The organism is Mycobacteriales bacterium, assembly GCA_035550055.1.
Lineage (GTDB): Bacteria > Actinomycetota > Actinomycetes > JAFAQI01 > JAFAQI01 > DASZTV01.
In genome coordinates this window covers 1-15,636 of sequence record DASZRO010000084.1, presented here as the reverse complement: position 1 = coordinate 15,636, position 15,636 = coordinate 1, and the positions used below count along the sequence as shown (strand labels likewise).

The following is a 15,636-nucleotide window of genomic DNA, read 5'->3' as shown; positions in this document are numbered from 1 at the left end:
AACACGGAGATGTCGGTCGAGCTGATCCAGCCGGTCGCCATGGAAGACGGTCTGCGGTTCGCGATCCGCGAGGGCGGCCGGACCGTCGGCGCCGGTCGAGTCACCAAGATCAACGAGTAGTACGACGCGAGAGCGGCCGGGCCACAAACCCGGCCGCTGACGCGAAGGCAGCAAAGCGGCAAGCGACCAAAGGACCAGTGAAGACAAGCCATGGCGGGACAGAAGATCCGCATTCGGCTCAAGGCCTACGACCACGAGATCATCGACTCCTCCGCGCGCAAGATCGTGGAGACGGTGACCAGGACTGGTGCGCAGGTTGCGGGTCCGGTGCCGCTGCCGACTGAGAAGAACGTCTACTGCGTGATCCGTTCGCCGCACAAGTACAAGGACTCGCGCGAGCACTTCGAGATGCGCACGCACAAGCGTCTGATCGACATCCTCGACCCGACGCCGAAGACCGTCGACTCACTGATGCGCCTCGATCTCCCTGCCGGCGTAGACATCGAAATCAAGCTTTAAGGGCTGACGAGACTCATGGGAATCCGACAGCAGAAGGGCATCCTGGGCGAGAAGCTCGGGATGACCCAGGTCTGGGATGCGGCGAACAAGCTCGTCCCGGTGACGGTGGTCAAGGCCGGACCGTGCGTGGTCACGCAGGTGCGCACGCCGGAACGTGACGGCTACGACGCGGTGCAGCTCGGCTTCGGCGCGGTCGACCCTCGCAAGGTCAACAAGCCCGAGACCGGTCACTTCGAGAAGGCCGGCGTCCCGCCGCGCCGCTACCTCGTCGAGATCCGTACGACGGACGCCTCGACCTACCAGGTCGGCCAGGAGGTGACGGCCGAGGTGTTCGAGGCCGGCGCCCTCGTCGACGTCGTCGCAACGAGCAAGGGCAAGGGCTTCGCCGGCGTCATGAAGCGTCACGGCTTCGGCGGGCTGGGCGCCGGTCACGGCGTGCAGCGCAAGCACCGCTCGCCGGGCTCGATCGGCGCCTGCGCCACTCCGGCTCGCGTGTTCAAGGGGCTGCGGATGGCCGGTCGCCACGGTGGCGCGCGCACCACGACGCTGAACCTGAAAGTCCACTCGGTCGACGCCGAGAAGGGCATGCTGCTGATCCGCGGCGCGATCCCCGGCCCGACCGGCGCGCTCGTGCTGGTCCGGACCGCGGCGAAGGCGCCGCTCGCCGGAGAGGGTGCCGCCTGATGGCCACCGTCGATGTGAAGTCGCCGACCGGGTCGGTCACCGGCTCCGTCGAGCTGCCCGACGCGGTGTTCGACGTACAGGTCAACATCCCGCTCGTGCACCAGGTCGTCGTCGCGCAGCTCGCCGCGGCGCGGCAGGGCACCCACGACACGAAGACGCGCGGCGAGGTCCGTGGCGGTGGCCGCAAGCCCTACCGCCAGAAGGGCACTGGTCGCGCCCGTCAGGGTTCGACCCGCGCGCCGCAGTTCGCCGGTGGTGGCACCGTCCACGGTCCGACGCCGCGGTCGTACGCCCAGCGCACGCCCAAGAAGATGAAGGCGGCGGCGCTGCGTTCGGCGCTGTCGGACCGGGCGCGCGCCGGCAAGCTGCACGTCGTCTCCGGCCTGGTCGACGGCGACACCCCGTCGACCAAGGCGGCCGCGAGCGCGCTGGCTGCGATCGCGTCGAGCCGCCACGTGCTGGTGGTCGTCGCGCGCGAGGACACCCTGACCTGGAAGAGCCTGCGCAACGTGCCGTCGGTGCACCTGCTCGCTCCCGACCAGCTCAACACCTACGACGTGCTGGTCTCCGACGACCTGGTCTTCACCGAGGGCGCGCTCCAGGCGTTCCTGGCAGGCGGGAAGACGGAGCAGGCTTCACAGGAAGCGGAGGCAAGCGCATGAGCCGCATCGCAGATCCGCGCGACATCCTGCGCGGGCCGGTCATCTCCGAGAAGAGCTACGGCCTGCTCGACGACGGCAAGTACACGTTCCTGGTCCGCGAGGACGCGAACAAGACCCAGATCCGCATCGCGGTGGAGCAGGTGTTCAACGTTCGCGTCACGTCGGTCAACACGCTGAACCGCCCGGGCAAGCGCAAGCGGATCCGCAACGGGTTCGCGACGCGCAACTCGACCAAGCGCGCGATCGTCGCGCTCGCGCCGGGCGACCGCATCGATCTGTTCGGAGGGCCGGTCTGATGGGCGTTCGCAAGTACAAGCCCACTACGCCGGGTCGGCGCGGTTCGTCCGTTGCGGACTTCGTCGAGATCACGCGCACCGAGCCCGAGAAGTCGCTGGTCCGCCCGCTGCACAGCAAGGGCGGCCGCAACGTCCACGGCCGGGTGACGGTTCGCCACCAGGGCGGCGGTCACAAGCGCGCCTACCGGGTCATCGACTTCCGTCGCCACGACAAGGACGGCGTCCCGGCCAAGGTCGCGCACATCGAGTACGACCCGAACCGCACCGCTCGCATCGCGCTGCTGCACTACGCCGACGGTGAGAAGCGCTACATCATCGCGCCGTCGAAGCTGTCGCAGGGCGACCGCATCGAGTCGGGTCCCTCCGCTGACATCAAGCCGGGCAACAACCTGCCGCTGCGCAACATCCCGGTCGGCACCGTCGTCCACGCGATCGAGCTGCGGCCCGGTGGCGGCGCGAAGATCGCCCGCTCGGCCGGTGCGAGCGTCCAGCTCGTCGCCAAGGACGGCGGCATGGCGCAGCTGCGGATGCCCTCCGGCGAGATCCGCAACGTCGACGCCCGGTGCCGGGCGACGATCGGCGAGGTCGGCAACGCCGAGCAGTCGAACATCAACTGGGGCAAGGCCGGCCGCATGCGCTGGAAGGGCAAGCGCCCGACCGTCCGCGGCGTCGCCATGAACCCGATCGACCACCCGCACGGCGGTGGCGAGGGCAAGACCTCCGGCGGCCGTCACCCGGTCAGCCCGTGGGGTAAGCCCGAGGGCCGTACCCGTCAGGCGAACAAGGAAAGCGACCGCATGATCGTCCGCCGCCGCAAGGCCACGAAGCGGCGCTAGGAGTAGACGCAGATGCCACGCAGTCTCAAAAAGGGCCCGTTCGTGGACGACCACCTGGCCAAGAAGGTGGACGCCCAGAACGACAAGGGCACCAAGAACGTGATCAAGACCTGGTCGCGCCGCTCGATGATCGTGCCGACGATGCTCGGTCACACCATCGCGGTGCACGACGGCCGCAAGCACGTCCCGGTCTTCGTCACCGAGGCGATGGTCGGGCACAAGCTCGGCGAGTTCGCCCCGACGCGCACGTTCCGCGGTCACGTGAAGGACGAGCGGAGGTCCCGTCGTGGCTGACGTCCTCAACGACGAGGTCATCGGCAAGGCGACCGCCAAGCACGTGTCGATGGCGCCGTCGAAGACGCGTCGCGTGATCGACCTGGTGCGCGGCCTGCCCGCCGCCGAGGCGCAGGCGCTCGTCCGCTTCGACCCGCACGCCGCGGCCGAGCCGGTCGGCAAGGTCCTGAACTCCGCCATCGCCAACGCCGAGCACCTCGCCCACGTTCGCAACCTGCGGCTCGACCCCGACGACCTGGTGGTCATCGAGGCCTACGTCGACGAGGGCCCGACGCTGAAGCGGTTCCGCCCGCGGGCGCAAGGCCGGGCCTACCGGATCCGCAAGCGCACCTCGCACATCACGATCGTCGTCGCACCGCACGACTCGGAGGCGGCCCTTCCGGGCGGTCCCCACAGGAAGGCACGCTGATGGGTCAGAAGGTCAACCCCAACGGCTTCCGGCTGGGCATCACCACCCGCCACAAGAGCCGCTGGTACGCCGACAAGCTCTACCGCGACTACGTCGCGGAGGACGTCGCGATCCGTCGCCTGCTCACCAAGGGCATGGAGCGTGCCGGGATCAGCCGGGTCGAGATCGAGCGCACCCGTGACCGGGTCAACGTCGACATCCACACCGCCCGGCCGGGCATCGTCATCGGCCGTCGCGGCGCGGAGGCCGACCGGATCCGAGGCGACCTCGAGAAGCTCACGAACAAGCACGTGAACCTCAACATCCTCGAGGTGAAGAACCCCGAGATCGACGCGCAGCTCGTCGCGCAGGGCGTGGCCGAGCAGCTGTCGAGCCGGGTGAGCTTCCGCCGCGCGATGCGCAAGGCGATGCAGTCGGCGATGAAGAGCGGCGCGAAGGGCATTCGGGTGCAGTGCGGCGGGCGCCTCGGCGGCGCCGAGATGAGCCGGTCGGAGTTCTACCGCGAGGGCCGGGTCCCGCTGCACACGCTGCGCGCGAACATCGACTTCGGCTTCTACGAGGCGCGCACCACCTTCGGCCGGATCGGCGTGAAGGTCTGGATCTACACCGGCGACGAGGTCATGACCCGCGAGGAGGCTGCCGCGGCGGCCGCGCTGCGGGCCCGCGACCAGCGCAACCGCCGGCCGCGCCGTGACCGGCCGTCGACCGCTGCCAGTGCTGCCGTCAACGGTGGTCCGGGCGCATCGGCAGCCGCAGACGTTCCGGCCGCCGAGGCCACCACGGTCGAACCGACCGAGGAGCCGACCGGTGGTGTCGCCGTCGAGACCGCGCCTGAGGCAGCGACCGAGGCCACGGCCGAGGCGACCGCCGCCGAGACCACGACGGAAGAGGCGTAAGCCATGTTGATCCCGAGGCGGGTCAAGCACCGCAAGCAGCATCACCCGAAGCGCGCCGGCGCGGCCAAGGGCGGCACCCGCGTGACGTTCGGCGAGTACGGCATCCAGGCGCTCGAGCCGGCGTACGTCACGAACCGCCAGATCGAGTCCGCTCGTATCGCGATCACCCGTCACATCCGTCGTGGCGGCAAGGTGTGGATCAACATCTACCCCGACCGCCCGCTGACGAAGAAGCCGGCCGAGACCCGCATGGGTTCCGGCAAGGGCTCGCCGGAGTGGTGGGTGGCCAACGTGAAGCCGGGCCGGGTGATGTTCGAGCTGTCCTACCCGAACGAGGCAACGGCTCGCCAGGCGCTGACCCGCGCGATCCACAAGCTGCCGATGAAGTGCCGCATCGTGACCCGCGAAGTGGGTGAGGCGTAATGGCAGCCGGAACCGCAGCCGTCGAGCTGCGTGGCCTCGAGGACGACGAGCTGGTCACCAAGCTCAAGGAGTCCAAGGAAGAGCTGTTCAACCTTCGCTTCCAGTCGGCGACCGGGCAGCTGGACAACAACAAGCGACTGCAGACCGTGCGGCGTGACATCGCCCGCATCTACACCGTCATGCGTGAGCGCGAGCTGGGGCTGACCACCGCCCCGACCGCGACCGGGCCGGTCGGTGAGTGAGGAAACGATGAGCGAAGCAACGAGCCAGACGTCGAATCGCGGGTTCCGCAAGACCCGCGAGGGCTACGTGGTCAGCGACAAGATGACCAAGACCGTGACGGTCGAGGTCGAAGACCGCGTCCAGCACCCGCTGTACGGCAAGACGATCCGCCGCACCCGCAAGGTGAAGGCGCACGACGAGGCGAGCACCGCTGGCGTCGGCGACCGCGTCCTGCTGATGGAGACCCGCCCGCTGTCGGCGACGAAGCGCTGGCGCGTCGTCGAGATCCTCGAGAAGGCGAAGTAGGCCCGACATGATCCAGCAGGAAAGCCGTCTCCGCGTCGCCGACAACACCGGCGCCAAGGAGCTGCTGTGCATTCGCGTGCTCGGCGGCTCCGGCCGGCGCTACGCGAGCATCGGCGACATCATCGTCGGCACCGTCAAGGACGCGCTGCCGGGCGCGGGCGTGAAGAAGGGTGACGTCGTCAAGGCGGTCATCGTTCGTACCACCAAGTCCCGCCGGCGCCCCGACGGGTCGTACATCCGCTTCGACGAGAACGCCGCCGTGCTGATCCGCGACGGCGGGGACCCGCGCGGCACCCGCATCTTCGGGCCGGTCGGCCGGGAGCTCCGCGACAAGCGGTTCATGCGGATCATCTCCCTCGCCCCGGAGGTCTTGTAGCCATGGCCGGACTGTTCGTGAAGAAGGGCGACACCGTCCGCGTGCGCAGCGGCAAGGACCGCGGCGCCGAGGGCAAGGTGCTCGTCACGTCGCCGAAGACCTCGAAGCTCATCGTCGAGGGCGTCAACCGGGCGACCAAGCACAGCAAGATCCAGACCACGCAGCGCGGTGCGCAGGAGGGCGGCATCGTCCACCAGGAGGCGCCGATTCACGTGAGCAACGTGCAGGTCGTCTGCCCCCAGTGCGGCAAGCCGACCCGCATCGGTTACCGCAAGGACGAAGAAGGCCGCAGCGTCCGGGTGTGCCGCAAGTGCGACCAGGACATCTGAGGAGTACGACGACATGACGTCAACCACCGCTGAGAGGGCCGTCCCGCGGCTCAAGCAGCGCTACCGCGACGAGATCGTCGCCTCACTGCGTGAGCAGTTCGAGTACTCGAACGTCATGCAGGTGCCGACCTTGGTCAAGGTCAAGGTCAACATGGGCGTCGGCGACGCCGCGAAGGACGGCAAGCTGATCGAGGGCGCGGTCCGCGACCTCACCCTGATCACGGGCCAGCGTCCGGCGGTCGCGCGGGCCCGCAAGTCGATCGCCCAGTTCAAGCTGCGCGAGGGCATGCCGATCGGCGCGCACGTCACGCTGCGCGGCGACCGGATGTGGGAGTTCGTCGACCGGCTGCTGTCGGTGGCGCTGCCGCGCATTCGTGACTTCCGTGGGCTGGACGGGCGCAAGCTCGACGGCAACGGCAACTACACCTTCGGTCTCAACGAGCAGTCGATGTTCCACGAGATCGACCCGGACTCGATCGACCGCCCGCGTGGCATGGACATCACGCTCGTGACGAGTGCCCGGACCGACGACGAAGGCCGTGCGCTCCTGCGCGCCCTGGGCTTCCCCTTCAAGGAGAACTAGAGATGGCAACCAAGGCACTGCGCGCGAAGGCGGCCCGCAAGCCCAAGTTCGCGGTACGCGGCTACACCCGCTGCTCGCGTTGCGGTCGTTCGCGCGCGGTGTATCGCGTGTTCGGCCTGTGCCGGATCTGCGTACGTCAGATGGCCCACGCCGGCGAGCTCCCCGGCATCACCAAGAGCAGCTGGTAGCTGCACAACTACTCGAACCAGCTCGGATGTCTCCCTCGCGGGGGCGTTTCGAGCGAAGCGAGAAAGGCTCACGCGAGAAATGACAATGACCGACCCGATCGCAGACATGCTCACTCGTCTGCGCAACGCCAACTCGGCGTACCACGACACCGTGTCGATGCCCCACTCTTCGATCAAGGTGCACATCGCCGAGATCCTCCAGCAGGAGGGCTACATCGCCGGGTGGAGCGTCCAGGACCCGGACCCGTCGGTGAAGCACGCGCCGGCCAAGGTGCTCACCCTGACCCTGAAGTTCGGCCCGAACCGGGAGCGCTCGATCGCGGGCATCAAGCGGGTGAGCAAGCCGGGCCTGCGCGTCTACGCGAAGGCGACCAACCTGCCGCGAGTGCTCGGCGGTCTCGGCGTCGCCATCATCTCGACCAGCGGTGGTCTGCGGACCGACCGGCAGTGTGCCAAGTCCGGGGTAGGCGGGGAAGTCCTCGCCTACGTCTGGTGACGGGAGGCATGAGATGAGCCGAATCGGACGACTTCCGATCCCTGTCCCCTCCGGCGTCGAGGTCACGATCAGCGGTCGCGACATCACCGTGAAGGGCCCGAAGGGTGAGCTGAAGCACACGATCGTCGAGCCGATCACCGTCGAGCAGTCCGACGGCGAGCTGCTCGTGCAGCGCCCCAACGACGAGCGTGACAGCAAGGCCCGCCACGGGCTGACCCGCACGCTGGTGAGCAACATGGTCGTCGGGGTCACCGACGGGTTCTCCAAGACGCTGGAGATCGTCGGCACCGGGTATCGCGTGCAGGCCAAGGGCAAGGACCTCGAGTTCGCGCTCGGCTTCAGCCACCCGGTCCCCGTCGCGGCCCCGGACGGCATCGCCTTCGCCGTCGAGTCGCCGACCCGCTTCGTCGTGTCGGGCATCGACAAGCAGAAGGTGGGCGAGGTCGCCGCCAACATCCGAAAGATCCGCAAGCCCGAGCCGTACAAGGGCAAGGGCGTGCGCTACGCCGGCGAGGTCGTCCGCCGCAAGGCCGGAAAGGCTGGCAAGTAATGAACACCCCACGAAATTGCTCCGCTATCGCTCCACGATTCTGCGGGGGCCCCGAATGACAGGCTCCCGCGTTTCCGAGCAGCGGCGCACCTCGCGCGCCCGCCGTCACCTTCGGGTGCGGAAGAAGGTGAGCGGCACGCCGGCGCGTCCGCGCATGGTCGTGACCCGTTCCACTCGCCACATCTCGGTGCAGATCGTCGACGACACGGCGAGCCGTACCCTGGTGTCGGCCTCGACCCTCGACGAGGGCATCCGAGGGGCCACGGGCGACAAGAAGGCCCGAGCGGCGCAGGTCGGCAAGCTCGTGGCCGAGCGTGCCGGTGCAGCCGGCATCGGCAAGGTCGTCTTCGACCGTGGCGGCAACCGCTACCACGGCCGGATCGCAGCGCTCGCCGACGCGGCGCGCGAAGCTGGATTGGAGTTTTAGTGCCCGCCGTCCGAAGTTCATGCGCCATCTCCGACGCCCAGCCGCACGCTCGCTGCGTTGTCGTCGTCGGTCATAGCGCCGCTATGACCTCCTCCTCCGCCTTGCGAGCGCACGCCTGGATCGCCGGATCTGTGCGCCCAACTTCGGACGGAGGACACTGATGCCAGGTCCTCAGCGACGTGGTCCCGGCGGTGCCGGAGCTGCGGGCGGCGGTGCCGGCGGTGGTGGCGACCGGCGCGAGCGTCGCGACGGCGGCCGTAACGACCGCGGTGGCGCTCCCGCGAGCCAGTACCTCGAGCGGGTTGTGGCGATCAACCGGGTCGCCAAGGTCGTGAAGGGTGGCCGCCGGTTCAGCTTCACCGCCCTGGTGGTCGTCGGCGACGGCGACGGTCAGGTCGGTGTCGGCTACGGCAAGGCCAAGGAGGTGCCCGCGGCGATCGCCAAGGGTGTCGAGGAGGCCAAGAAGCACTTCTTCGCCGTACCGCGCATCCAGGGCTCGATCCCGCACCCGGTCCAGGGTGAGGACGCGGCCGGTGTCGTGCTCCTCAAGCCGGCTTCCCCCGGTACCGGCGTCATCGCCGGCGGCCCGGTGCGTGCCGTGCTGGAGTGCGCCGGAATCCACGACGTCCTGTCGAAGTCGCTCGGCTCGTCGAACCCGATCAACATCGTCCACGCGACCGTGGCGGCGCTGAAGGACCTGCACCGCCCCGAGGAGATCGCGGCGCGCCGCGGCCTGCCGATCGAGGACGTCGCACCCGCCGCGATGCTGCGGGCGCGCGCTGCCGGGGTCGGTGCCTGATGTCCCGGCTGAAGATCACCCAGACGCGGTCGCCGATCGGCGGCACGCACAGCCAGCGCGAGACCCTGCGCACGCTCGGTCTCAAGCGGATTCGTGACGTCGTGGTGCACGAGGACCGTCCCGAGGTTCGGGGCATGGTCCGTACGGTCGCCCACCTCGTCAACGTCGAGGAGGTCGAGGCGCGATGACGCTGAAAGTCCATCACCTGCGCCCCGCGCCGGGCGCGCACACTCCGAAGACCCGCGTCGGACGTGGCGAGGGCTCGAAGGGCAAGACCGCCGGTCGTGGCACCAAGGGCACCAAGGCCCGCTACCAGGTGCCCGCGGCCTTCGAGGGCGGCCAGATGCCGTTCCACATGCGGGTACCGAAGCTCAAGGGCTTCACCAACCCGTTCCGGACCGAGTACCAGGTCGTCAACCTCGCCAAGCTCGCCGAGCTGTTCCCGGCCGGCGGCGAGGTCGATCCCGAGGTTCTCGCCACGCGTGGCGCGGTCCGCAAGGGCGAACTGGTGAAGGTTCTTGGGGCGGGTGAGATCAGTGTTGCGCTGACGGTTCGCGCTCACGCGTTCTCGCAGTCGGCCCGCGACAAGATCGTCGCGGCCGGAGGCACGGCCACCGCGCTGTAGCGAACGGGTACAGTCGGCGGTCAGCAGGTTGCTCCGCCGACCTACCCGTCAACCGCGACCGAACCGCCCAGTCCGCGCCGATCCGCGCTGATCCGTCTCAGGAGGAGGAGCCGTGCTCACCGCTTTCGGCAGGGCCTTCCGCACGCCGGACCTGCGCAAAAAGCTGCTGTTCACGCTCGCGATCCTGGCGCTGTTCCGGTTCGGTTCGACTCTGCCCGCTCCGGGCGTGGACTACCACAACGTCCACGAGTGCCTCCAGCTGCAGAAGAACAGCTCGGTCCTCGCGCTGATCAACCTGTTCAGCGGTGGCGCGCTGCTCCAGTTGACCGTGTTCGCGCTGGGCATCATGCCCTACATCACCAGCAGCATCATCTTGCAGCTGCTCGTCGTGGTGATCCCTCGTCTCGAACGACTCAAGGACCAGGGGCAGAGCGGCCAGAACAAGATCACGCAGTACACCCGCTACCTCACGGTCGCACTCGCGATCCTGCAGTCGACGGGCATCGTGGCGCTGGCGCGCAGCGGCCGCCTGCTCCAGTGCACCGACAGCGCCGGCAACCAGATCCCGCTGCTGCACTCCACGTCGGTGTTCCGCATCGTGACGCTGGTCATCGCGATGACGGCGGGCACCGCGGTCATCATGTGGTTCGGCGAGCTCATCACCGACCGCGGGATCGGCAACGGCATGTCGCTGCTGATCTTCACCTCGATCGCGGCCCGGTTCCCGAGCCAGGGCAGCGCCATCCTGCAGGAGAAGGGCGCCACGGCGTTCACGATCGTGCTGCTGATCGGCGTACTGATCATCGTCGCGATCGTGTTCATGGAGCAGGGTCAGCGCCGCATCCCGGTGCAGTACGCCAAGCGCATGATCGGCCGGCGGATGTACGGCGGCACCTCGACCTACATCCCGCTGAAGGTCAACCAGGCCGGCGTGATCCCGGTGATCTTCTCCTCGTCGCTGCTCTATCTCCCGCAGTTGCTCGGCCAGATCTGGACGTCCAACGCGGGCTTCGAGAACTTCGTCACGACGTACTTCAACCCGAACAACCCGAACTACGTCTACGTCATCACCTATGCGCTGCTGACGATCTTCTTCACCTACTTCTACGTCGCGATCACGTTCAACCCGGTCGAGGTCAGCGACAACATGCGCAAGTACGGCGGCTTCATCCCGGGCATCCGGCCGGGCCGGCCGACCGCGGAGTACCTCGAGTACGTGCTGTCCCGGATCACCTTGCCGGGGTCGCTGTACCTCACCGCGATTGCGGTGCTGCCGATCCTGGCCTTGCACTACCTGCCAGGCGGCTCGGCGGCGGGTGCCAACCAGGCATTCCCGTTCGGTGGTACGTCGATCCTCATCCTGGTGGGCGTCGGGCTGGACACCTCGAAACAGATCGAGAGCCAGCTCATGCTCCGCAATTACGAAGGATTTCTTCGCTAGTGAGGCTGGTCCTCGTAGGCCCGCCCGGGGCCGGCAAGGGGACGCAGGCTCAGTACGTCGCTGCGCACCTCGCCGTACCCCAGATCTCGACGGGCGACATCTTCCGGGCGAACGTCAGCCAGGGCACTCCGCTGGGCAAGCAGGCCAAGGAGTACATGGACAAGGGCGACCTCGTCCCTGACGAGGTGACCGTCGCGATGGTGCGCGACCGCCTCGCCGAGAAGGACACCGAGCGCGGGTTCCTGCTCGACGGGTTCCCGCGGACCGTGCCGCAGGCCGGCCAGCTCGACGAGATCCTCGCCGAGATGGGCACCAAGCTCGATGTGGTCCTCGAGCTCGTCGTCGACGACGACGAAGTGGTTCGCCGGCTGTCGGGTCGTCGTACCTGCCGGTCCTGCGGGCACATCTGGCACGTGGACTTCGACCCGCCCACCACCGAAGGCGTCTGCGACAACTGCGGCGGCGAGCTGTTCCAGCGCGACGACGACAAGCCGGACACCATCCGCCATCGCCTCGAGGTCTACTACGAGCAGACCGCGCCGCTCGTCGGCTACTACGCAGAGCGCGGGATCCTGGTCGGGATCGACGCGATGGGGCCGGTCGACGACGTGACGGACCGCGCCTCGGCCGCGCTTCGCCCCTTCGCCCGGGGTTAGTGCCGGACACGAGAGCACTACTGTCGATGAGTCGCTGGAGGAGGCGTGCCCCGATGATCCAGATCAAGTCTCGTGACGAGATCGCGCTCATGCGACGGGCGGGCCTCGTGGTGGGCAACACGCTGGCGACACTGCGTGACTCGGTGCGGCCCGGCATGACGACCGCGGATCTCGACGAGATCGCCCGGGACTGCCTGGCGAAGGCGGGCGCCACGTCGAACTTCCTCGGCTACCACGGCTTCCCGGCGACGGTCTGCACATCGGTGAACGACCAGATCGTTCATGGCATCCCGTCGAAGCAGACGGTGCTCAACGACGGCGACATCGTGTCGATCGACTTCGGCGCGGTCGTCGAGGGCTATCACGGCGACGCGGCGATCACCGTGCCGGTCGGCGAGGTGCCGGCCGACCAGCTCGAGCTGCTGCGGGTGACCGAGGAGTCGTTGTGGCACGGCATTGCGGCGGGCCTGCTCGGCCGCCGGCTCGTCGACATCTCCCGGGCGATCGAGGGCTACATCCGCTCCCAGCCCCATCCGCACGGTGGCAGCTGGGGGATCGTCGAGGAGTACGTCGGACACGGCATCGGCACCGAGATGCACCAGGACCCGCAGGTCCACAACTTCGTCGGACCGCGGATGGGCAAGGGGCCCGAGCTCGTCGAAGGCCTGGCGCTAGCGGTCGAGCCGATGGTCAACCTCGGCAGCCGGCTCACCCGAGTGCTCGACGACGGCTGGACCGTCGTGACGGCGGACGGGTCGCGCTCGGCCCACTTCGAACACTCGTTCACCATGACCGAGGAAGGCCCCTGGGTGCTGACCGCGATCGACGGCGGACGCGACCGTCTCGCCGCCCTGTCCGGCCTGGCCACATCCGCCTAGCCGCTATCTCACATCGCGCGGTTTGTGTGGCGCGACACGCTCCCGTAGACTCTTTCGTTGGCCTGCGGCTTCGTGGCTGCAAGTACGACAACCCAACTGACACACCTGGGATTTGCGGAGGACATGCCGAAGAAGGAAGGCGCCATCGAGATCGAGGGGCGCGTTGTCGAGCCGTTGCCGAACGCCATGTTCCGCGTCGAGCTCGCCAATGGTCACAAGGTCTTGGCCCACATCAGTGGCAAGATGCGCCAGCACTACATTCGGATCCTCCCCGAAGACCGGGTCGTGGTTGAGCTGTCGCCGTACGACCTGTCCCGCGGTCGAATCGTCTACCGGTACAAGTAGGAGAAAGACCGTGAAGGTCAAGCCGAGCGTCAAGAAGATGTGTGACAAGTGCAAGGTGATCCGCCGTCATGGCCGGGTCATGGTGATCTGCGAGAACCTGCGGCACAAGCAGCGGCAGGGCTAGTAGCCACCAAGCGAGCGCGCACCACCTGCCCTGGGTTGAATCCGACACTGAGTTGAATCCCACACAGTGGCAGTACCCCCGGCGCGGATGGCTGGGGCCCGATCGGGCGATCGGGACGGTGACGCGGGAGACCACCGCGAACGACAAGGAGTAACGCCCCGTATGGCACGCCTCGTTGGCGTCGACCTTCCCCGCGACAAGCGGATCGAGGTCGCGCTCACCTACATCTTTGGCATCGGGCGCACCCGTGCGCTCCAGACGCTGGCCGAGACCGGCGTCAGCCCCGACACCCGCGTCCGCGACCTGACCGACGAAGACCTGGTCAAGCTGCGTGACTGGATCGAGGCCAACTACCGCATCGAGGGCGACCTCCGACGCGAGGTTGCCGCCGACATCCGCCGCAAGATCGAGATCGGCTGCTACCAGGGCATCCGCCACCGTCGTGGCCTCCCGGTCCGCGGTCAGCGCACCCACACCAATGCCCGTGGCCGTAAGGGTCCGCGCAAGACCGTGGCCGGCAAGAAGAAGGCAGGGAAGAAGTAATGCGCTCTGTTCATGGGGAGGCAAAGTAGATGCCTCCTGCAGCGAAGAAGGCCGCGGCGAAGAAGGTCCGCCGCAAGGAGAAGAAGAACATCGCGCACGGCCACGCGCACATCAAGAGCACGTTCAACAACACGATCGTTTCGATCACCGACCCGATGGGCAACGTGGTCAGCTGGGCCAGTGCCGGCCAGGTCGGCTTCAAGGGCTCTCGCAAGTCCACGCCGTACGCCGCGCAGATGGCGGCCGAAGCCGCTGCTCGCCGCGCGCAGGAGCACGGCATGCGCAAGGTCGACGTCTTCGTCAAGGGTCCGGGCTCCGGCCGCGAGACCGCGATTCGTTCACTGCAAGCGACTGGCCTGGAGGTAGGCACCATCTCCGACGTAACCCCGGCGCCGCACAACGGCTGCCGTCCCCCGAAGCGGCGGCGTGTCTGAATGCCCCACGAAAACGTTCGCTTCGCTCACGTTTCCGCAGGGGCCCCGAAAAGCGAAGGAAAGATCTGATGGCTAGGTATACGGGGCCTGATTGCAAACGGTGCCGTCGCGAGAAGACGAAGCTGTTCCTCAAGGGCTCGAAGTGCGAGTCCGCCAAGTGCCCGATCGAGATCCGCCCCTACCCGCCGGGTGAGCACGGGCGTGGCCGAAGCAAGGACAGCGAGTACCTGCTGCAGATGCGTGAGAAGCAGAAGTGCGCCCGCATCTACGGCGTGCTCGAGAAGCAGTTCCGCCGTTACTACGAGGAGGCCAACCGGCGTCCCGGCAAGACCGGCGACAACCTGCTGCAGCTGCTCGAGCGCCGGCTCGACAACGTCGTCTTCCGGGCCGGGTTCGCGCACAGCCGCGACATGGCCCGCCAGCTCGTGAAGCACGGCCACTTCTTGGTCAACGGTCACAAGGTCGACATCCCGAGCTACCTGGTCGAGGAGAACGACATCATCGAGGTTCGGCCGGGCTCGGTCGAGCTCACGCCGTTCGTGATCGCGCGTGCCGAGGCCGGCGAGCGGCCGGTGCCGGCGTGGCTCGAAGTGATCTCGAACCGGATGCGCATCCTCGTGCACTCGATGCCGGCCCGCCAGGTGATCGACACCCAGGTCCAGGAACAACTCATTGTGGAGCTTTACTCGAAGTAGGTGGTTGATTTTCCCTCGACGGTGATTTTCGAGCGAAGCGAGAAAATCGGCGGCGAGAAACCCCATGGACGTCATATAGCGGTCGTCCCTGACTAAAGAGGTTCACATTGCTCATTGCACAGCGCCCCACGTTGACCGAGGAGCCGATCGACGACAGTCGCTCGCGCTTCGTCATCGAGCCGCTCGAGCCGGGCTTCGGCTACACGCTGGGCAACTCGCTGCGTCGTACCTTGCTCTCCTCCATCCCCGGCGCGGCTGTCACGTCGCTGCGGATCGCTGATGTCCTCCACGAGTTCTCGACGGTGGCGGGCGTCAAGGAGGACGTCACCGACCTGATCCTCAACATCAAGAACCTCGTCGTCTCCAGCGAGCACGACGAGCCGGTCGTGATGTACCTGCGCAAGCAGGGTCCCGGCGCGGTCACCGCGGCCGACATCGCGCCGCCGGCCGGTGTCGAGATCCACAACCCGGACCTGCACATCGCCACGCTGAACTCGAAGGGCAAGCTCGAGATCGAGTTCACCGTCGAGCGCGGCCGTGGCTACGTGTCCGCCGTCCAGAACAAGCAGCCGGGCCAGCCGATCGGTGTCATCCCGATCG

30 protein-coding genes and 1 pseudogene are annotated in these 15,636 nt (G+C 67.7%); all 31 read left to right on the top strand.

The window, feature by feature from the left end:
- On the top strand, nt 1–120 hold a 120-nt coding region (locus VG899_12780), incomplete at its 5' end, for a hypothetical protein (protein HWA67229.1).
- 90 nt (nt 121–210) lie between these two features.
- A complete protein-coding gene (rpsJ, locus tag VG899_12775; protein ID HWA67228.1) occupies nt 211–519 on the top strand; it encodes a 30S ribosomal protein S10 in 309 nt (102 codons plus the stop codon).
- A 15-nt stretch (nt 520–534) separates the two neighbouring features.
- Complete coding sequence (gene rplC, locus VG899_12770; GenBank protein ID HWA67227.1) at nt 535–1,203, top strand: 50S ribosomal protein L3; 669 nt, start codon at nt 535–537, stop codon at nt 1,201–1,203.
- Entirely contained in the window at nt 1,203–1,865 is a 663-nt protein-coding gene (gene rplD, locus VG899_12765) for a 50S ribosomal protein L4 (protein ID HWA67226.1), read from the top strand. The genes rplC and rplD overlap by 1 nt, the downstream gene beginning before the upstream one ends.
- Entirely contained in the window at nt 1,862–2,161 is a 300-nt protein-coding gene (rplW, locus tag VG899_12760) for a 50S ribosomal protein L23 (GenBank protein ID HWA67225.1), read from the top strand. Before rplD ends, rplW begins: the two co-directional genes overlap by 4 nt.
- The gene (gene rplB / locus VG899_12755; GenBank protein ID HWA67224.1) at nt 2,161–2,997 is read left to right on the top strand and encodes a 50S ribosomal protein L2; all 837 of its coding nucleotides are present in this window, start codon (nt 2,161–2,163) and stop codon (nt 2,995–2,997) included. The genes rplW and rplB overlap by 1 nt, the downstream gene beginning before the upstream one ends.
- A gap of 12 nt (nt 2,998–3,009) precedes the next feature.
- Nucleotides 3,010–3,291: a 30S ribosomal protein S19 gene (gene rpsS, locus VG899_12750; protein ID HWA67223.1), complete on the top strand. Its 282-nt coding sequence runs from the start codon at nt 3,010–3,012 to the stop codon at nt 3,289–3,291.
- Nucleotides 3,284–3,700: a 50S ribosomal protein L22 gene (rplV, locus tag VG899_12745; protein HWA67222.1), complete on the top strand. Its 417-nt coding sequence runs from the start codon at nt 3,284–3,286 to the stop codon at nt 3,698–3,700. Before rpsS ends, rplV begins: the two co-directional genes overlap by 8 nt.
- A complete protein-coding gene (gene rpsC / locus VG899_12740) occupies nt 3,700–4,596 on the top strand; it encodes a 30S ribosomal protein S3 (GenBank protein ID HWA67221.1) in 897 nt (298 codons plus the stop codon). The genes rplV and rpsC overlap by 1 nt, the downstream gene beginning before the upstream one ends.
- Before the next feature lie 3 nt (nt 4,597–4,599).
- Nucleotides 4,600–5,019 carry a 50S ribosomal protein L16 gene (gene rplP / locus VG899_12735; protein ID HWA67220.1) on the top strand — a complete coding sequence of 140 codons (420 nt, stop codon included), beginning with the start codon at nt 4,600–4,602 and terminating at the stop codon, nt 5,017–5,019.
- Nucleotides 5,019–5,261: a 50S ribosomal protein L29 gene (gene rpmC, locus VG899_12730; GenBank protein HWA67219.1), complete on the top strand. Its 243-nt coding sequence runs from the start codon at nt 5,019–5,021 to the stop codon at nt 5,259–5,261. The genes rplP and rpmC overlap by 1 nt, the downstream gene beginning before the upstream one ends.
- Nucleotides 5,262–5,298: 37 nt before the next feature.
- A pseudogene (gene rpsQ, locus VG899_12725) lies at nt 5,299–5,547 on the top strand (30S ribosomal protein S17).
- A gap of 7 nt (nt 5,548–5,554) precedes the next feature.
- A complete protein-coding gene (gene rplN / locus VG899_12720; protein HWA67218.1) occupies nt 5,555–5,923 on the top strand; it encodes a 50S ribosomal protein L14 in 369 nt (122 codons plus the stop codon).
- 11 nt (nt 5,924–5,934) lie between these two features.
- Nucleotides 5,935–6,252: a 50S ribosomal protein L24 gene (gene rplX / locus VG899_12715; GenBank protein HWA67217.1), complete on the top strand. Its 318-nt coding sequence runs from the start codon at nt 5,935–5,937 to the stop codon at nt 6,250–6,252.
- A gap of 13 nt (nt 6,253–6,265) precedes the next feature.
- On the top strand, nt 6,266–6,835 hold the full coding sequence (rplE, locus tag VG899_12710) for a 50S ribosomal protein L5 (GenBank protein HWA67216.1): 570 nt from the start codon (nt 6,266–6,268) through the stop codon (nt 6,833–6,835).
- Nucleotides 6,836–6,837: 2 nt separating this feature from the next.
- Nucleotides 6,838–7,023: a type Z 30S ribosomal protein S14 gene (locus VG899_12705; protein ID HWA67215.1), complete on the top strand. Its 186-nt coding sequence runs from the start codon at nt 6,838–6,840 to the stop codon at nt 7,021–7,023.
- Nucleotides 7,024–7,102: 79 nt separating this feature from the next.
- Nucleotides 7,103–7,519 (top strand): 30S ribosomal protein S8, encoded by a 417-nt coding sequence (gene rpsH, locus VG899_12700; protein ID HWA67214.1) that lies wholly within the window; start codon nt 7,103–7,105, stop codon nt 7,517–7,519.
- Nucleotides 7,520–7,532: 13 nt separating this feature from the next.
- Nucleotides 7,533–8,069, top strand: a complete 537-nt coding sequence (gene rplF / locus VG899_12695; protein HWA67213.1) for a 50S ribosomal protein L6 — start codon at nt 7,533–7,535, stop codon at nt 8,067–8,069.
- Nucleotides 8,070–8,124: 55 nt separating this feature from the next.
- Nucleotides 8,125–8,496, top strand: a complete 372-nt coding sequence (rplR, locus tag VG899_12690) for a 50S ribosomal protein L18 (GenBank protein ID HWA67212.1) — start codon at nt 8,125–8,127, stop codon at nt 8,494–8,496.
- Between the two features lie 160 nt (nt 8,497–8,656).
- Nucleotides 8,657–9,295 (top strand): 30S ribosomal protein S5, encoded by a 639-nt coding sequence (gene rpsE, locus VG899_12685; GenBank protein ID HWA67211.1) that lies wholly within the window; start codon nt 8,657–8,659, stop codon nt 9,293–9,295.
- Entirely contained in the window at nt 9,295–9,483 is a 189-nt protein-coding gene (gene rpmD / locus VG899_12680) for a 50S ribosomal protein L30 (protein HWA67210.1), read from the top strand. The genes rpsE and rpmD overlap by 1 nt, the downstream gene beginning before the upstream one ends.
- Nucleotides 9,480–9,920: a 50S ribosomal protein L15 gene (gene rplO / locus VG899_12675; protein HWA67209.1), complete on the top strand. Its 441-nt coding sequence runs from the start codon at nt 9,480–9,482 to the stop codon at nt 9,918–9,920. Before rpmD ends, rplO begins: the two co-directional genes overlap by 4 nt.
- 112 nt (nt 9,921–10,032) lie before the next feature.
- A complete protein-coding gene (secY, locus tag VG899_12670) occupies nt 10,033–11,361 on the top strand; it encodes a preprotein translocase subunit SecY (protein HWA67208.1) in 1,329 nt (442 codons plus the stop codon).
- On the top strand, nt 11,361–12,017 hold the full coding sequence (locus VG899_12665) for an adenylate kinase (protein HWA67207.1): 657 nt from the start codon (nt 11,361–11,363) through the stop codon (nt 12,015–12,017). The genes secY and VG899_12665 overlap by 1 nt, the downstream gene beginning before the upstream one ends.
- A gap of 53 nt (nt 12,018–12,070) precedes the next feature.
- Nucleotides 12,071–12,895 carry a type I methionyl aminopeptidase gene (gene map, locus VG899_12660; protein HWA67206.1) on the top strand — a complete coding sequence of 275 codons (825 nt, stop codon included), beginning with the start codon at nt 12,071–12,073 and terminating at the stop codon, nt 12,893–12,895.
- Nucleotides 12,896–13,018: 123 nt separating this feature from the next.
- Entirely contained in the window at nt 13,019–13,240 is a 222-nt protein-coding gene (gene infA, locus VG899_12655) for a translation initiation factor IF-1 (GenBank protein HWA67205.1), read from the top strand.
- 10 nt (nt 13,241–13,250) lie between these two features.
- Nucleotides 13,251–13,364, top strand: a complete 114-nt coding sequence (gene rpmJ / locus VG899_12650) for a 50S ribosomal protein L36 (GenBank protein HWA67204.1) — start codon at nt 13,251–13,253, stop codon at nt 13,362–13,364.
- Nucleotides 13,365–13,526: 162 nt separating this feature from the next.
- The gene (rpsM, locus tag VG899_12645; GenBank protein ID HWA67203.1) at nt 13,527–13,907 is read left to right on the top strand and encodes a 30S ribosomal protein S13; all 381 of its coding nucleotides are present in this window, start codon (nt 13,527–13,529) and stop codon (nt 13,905–13,907) included.
- 29 nt (nt 13,908–13,936) lie between these two features.
- Nucleotides 13,937–14,341: a 30S ribosomal protein S11 gene (rpsK, locus tag VG899_12640; GenBank protein HWA67202.1), complete on the top strand. Its 405-nt coding sequence runs from the start codon at nt 13,937–13,939 to the stop codon at nt 14,339–14,341.
- Between the two features lie 68 nt (nt 14,342–14,409).
- On the top strand, nt 14,410–15,036 hold the full coding sequence (rpsD, locus tag VG899_12635) for a 30S ribosomal protein S4 (GenBank protein ID HWA67201.1): 627 nt from the start codon (nt 14,410–14,412) through the stop codon (nt 15,034–15,036).
- Nucleotides 15,037–15,143: 107 nt separating this feature from the next.
- On the top strand, nt 15,144–15,636 hold a 493-nt coding region (locus tag VG899_12630; protein HWA67200.1), incomplete at its 3' end, for a DNA-directed RNA polymerase subunit alpha.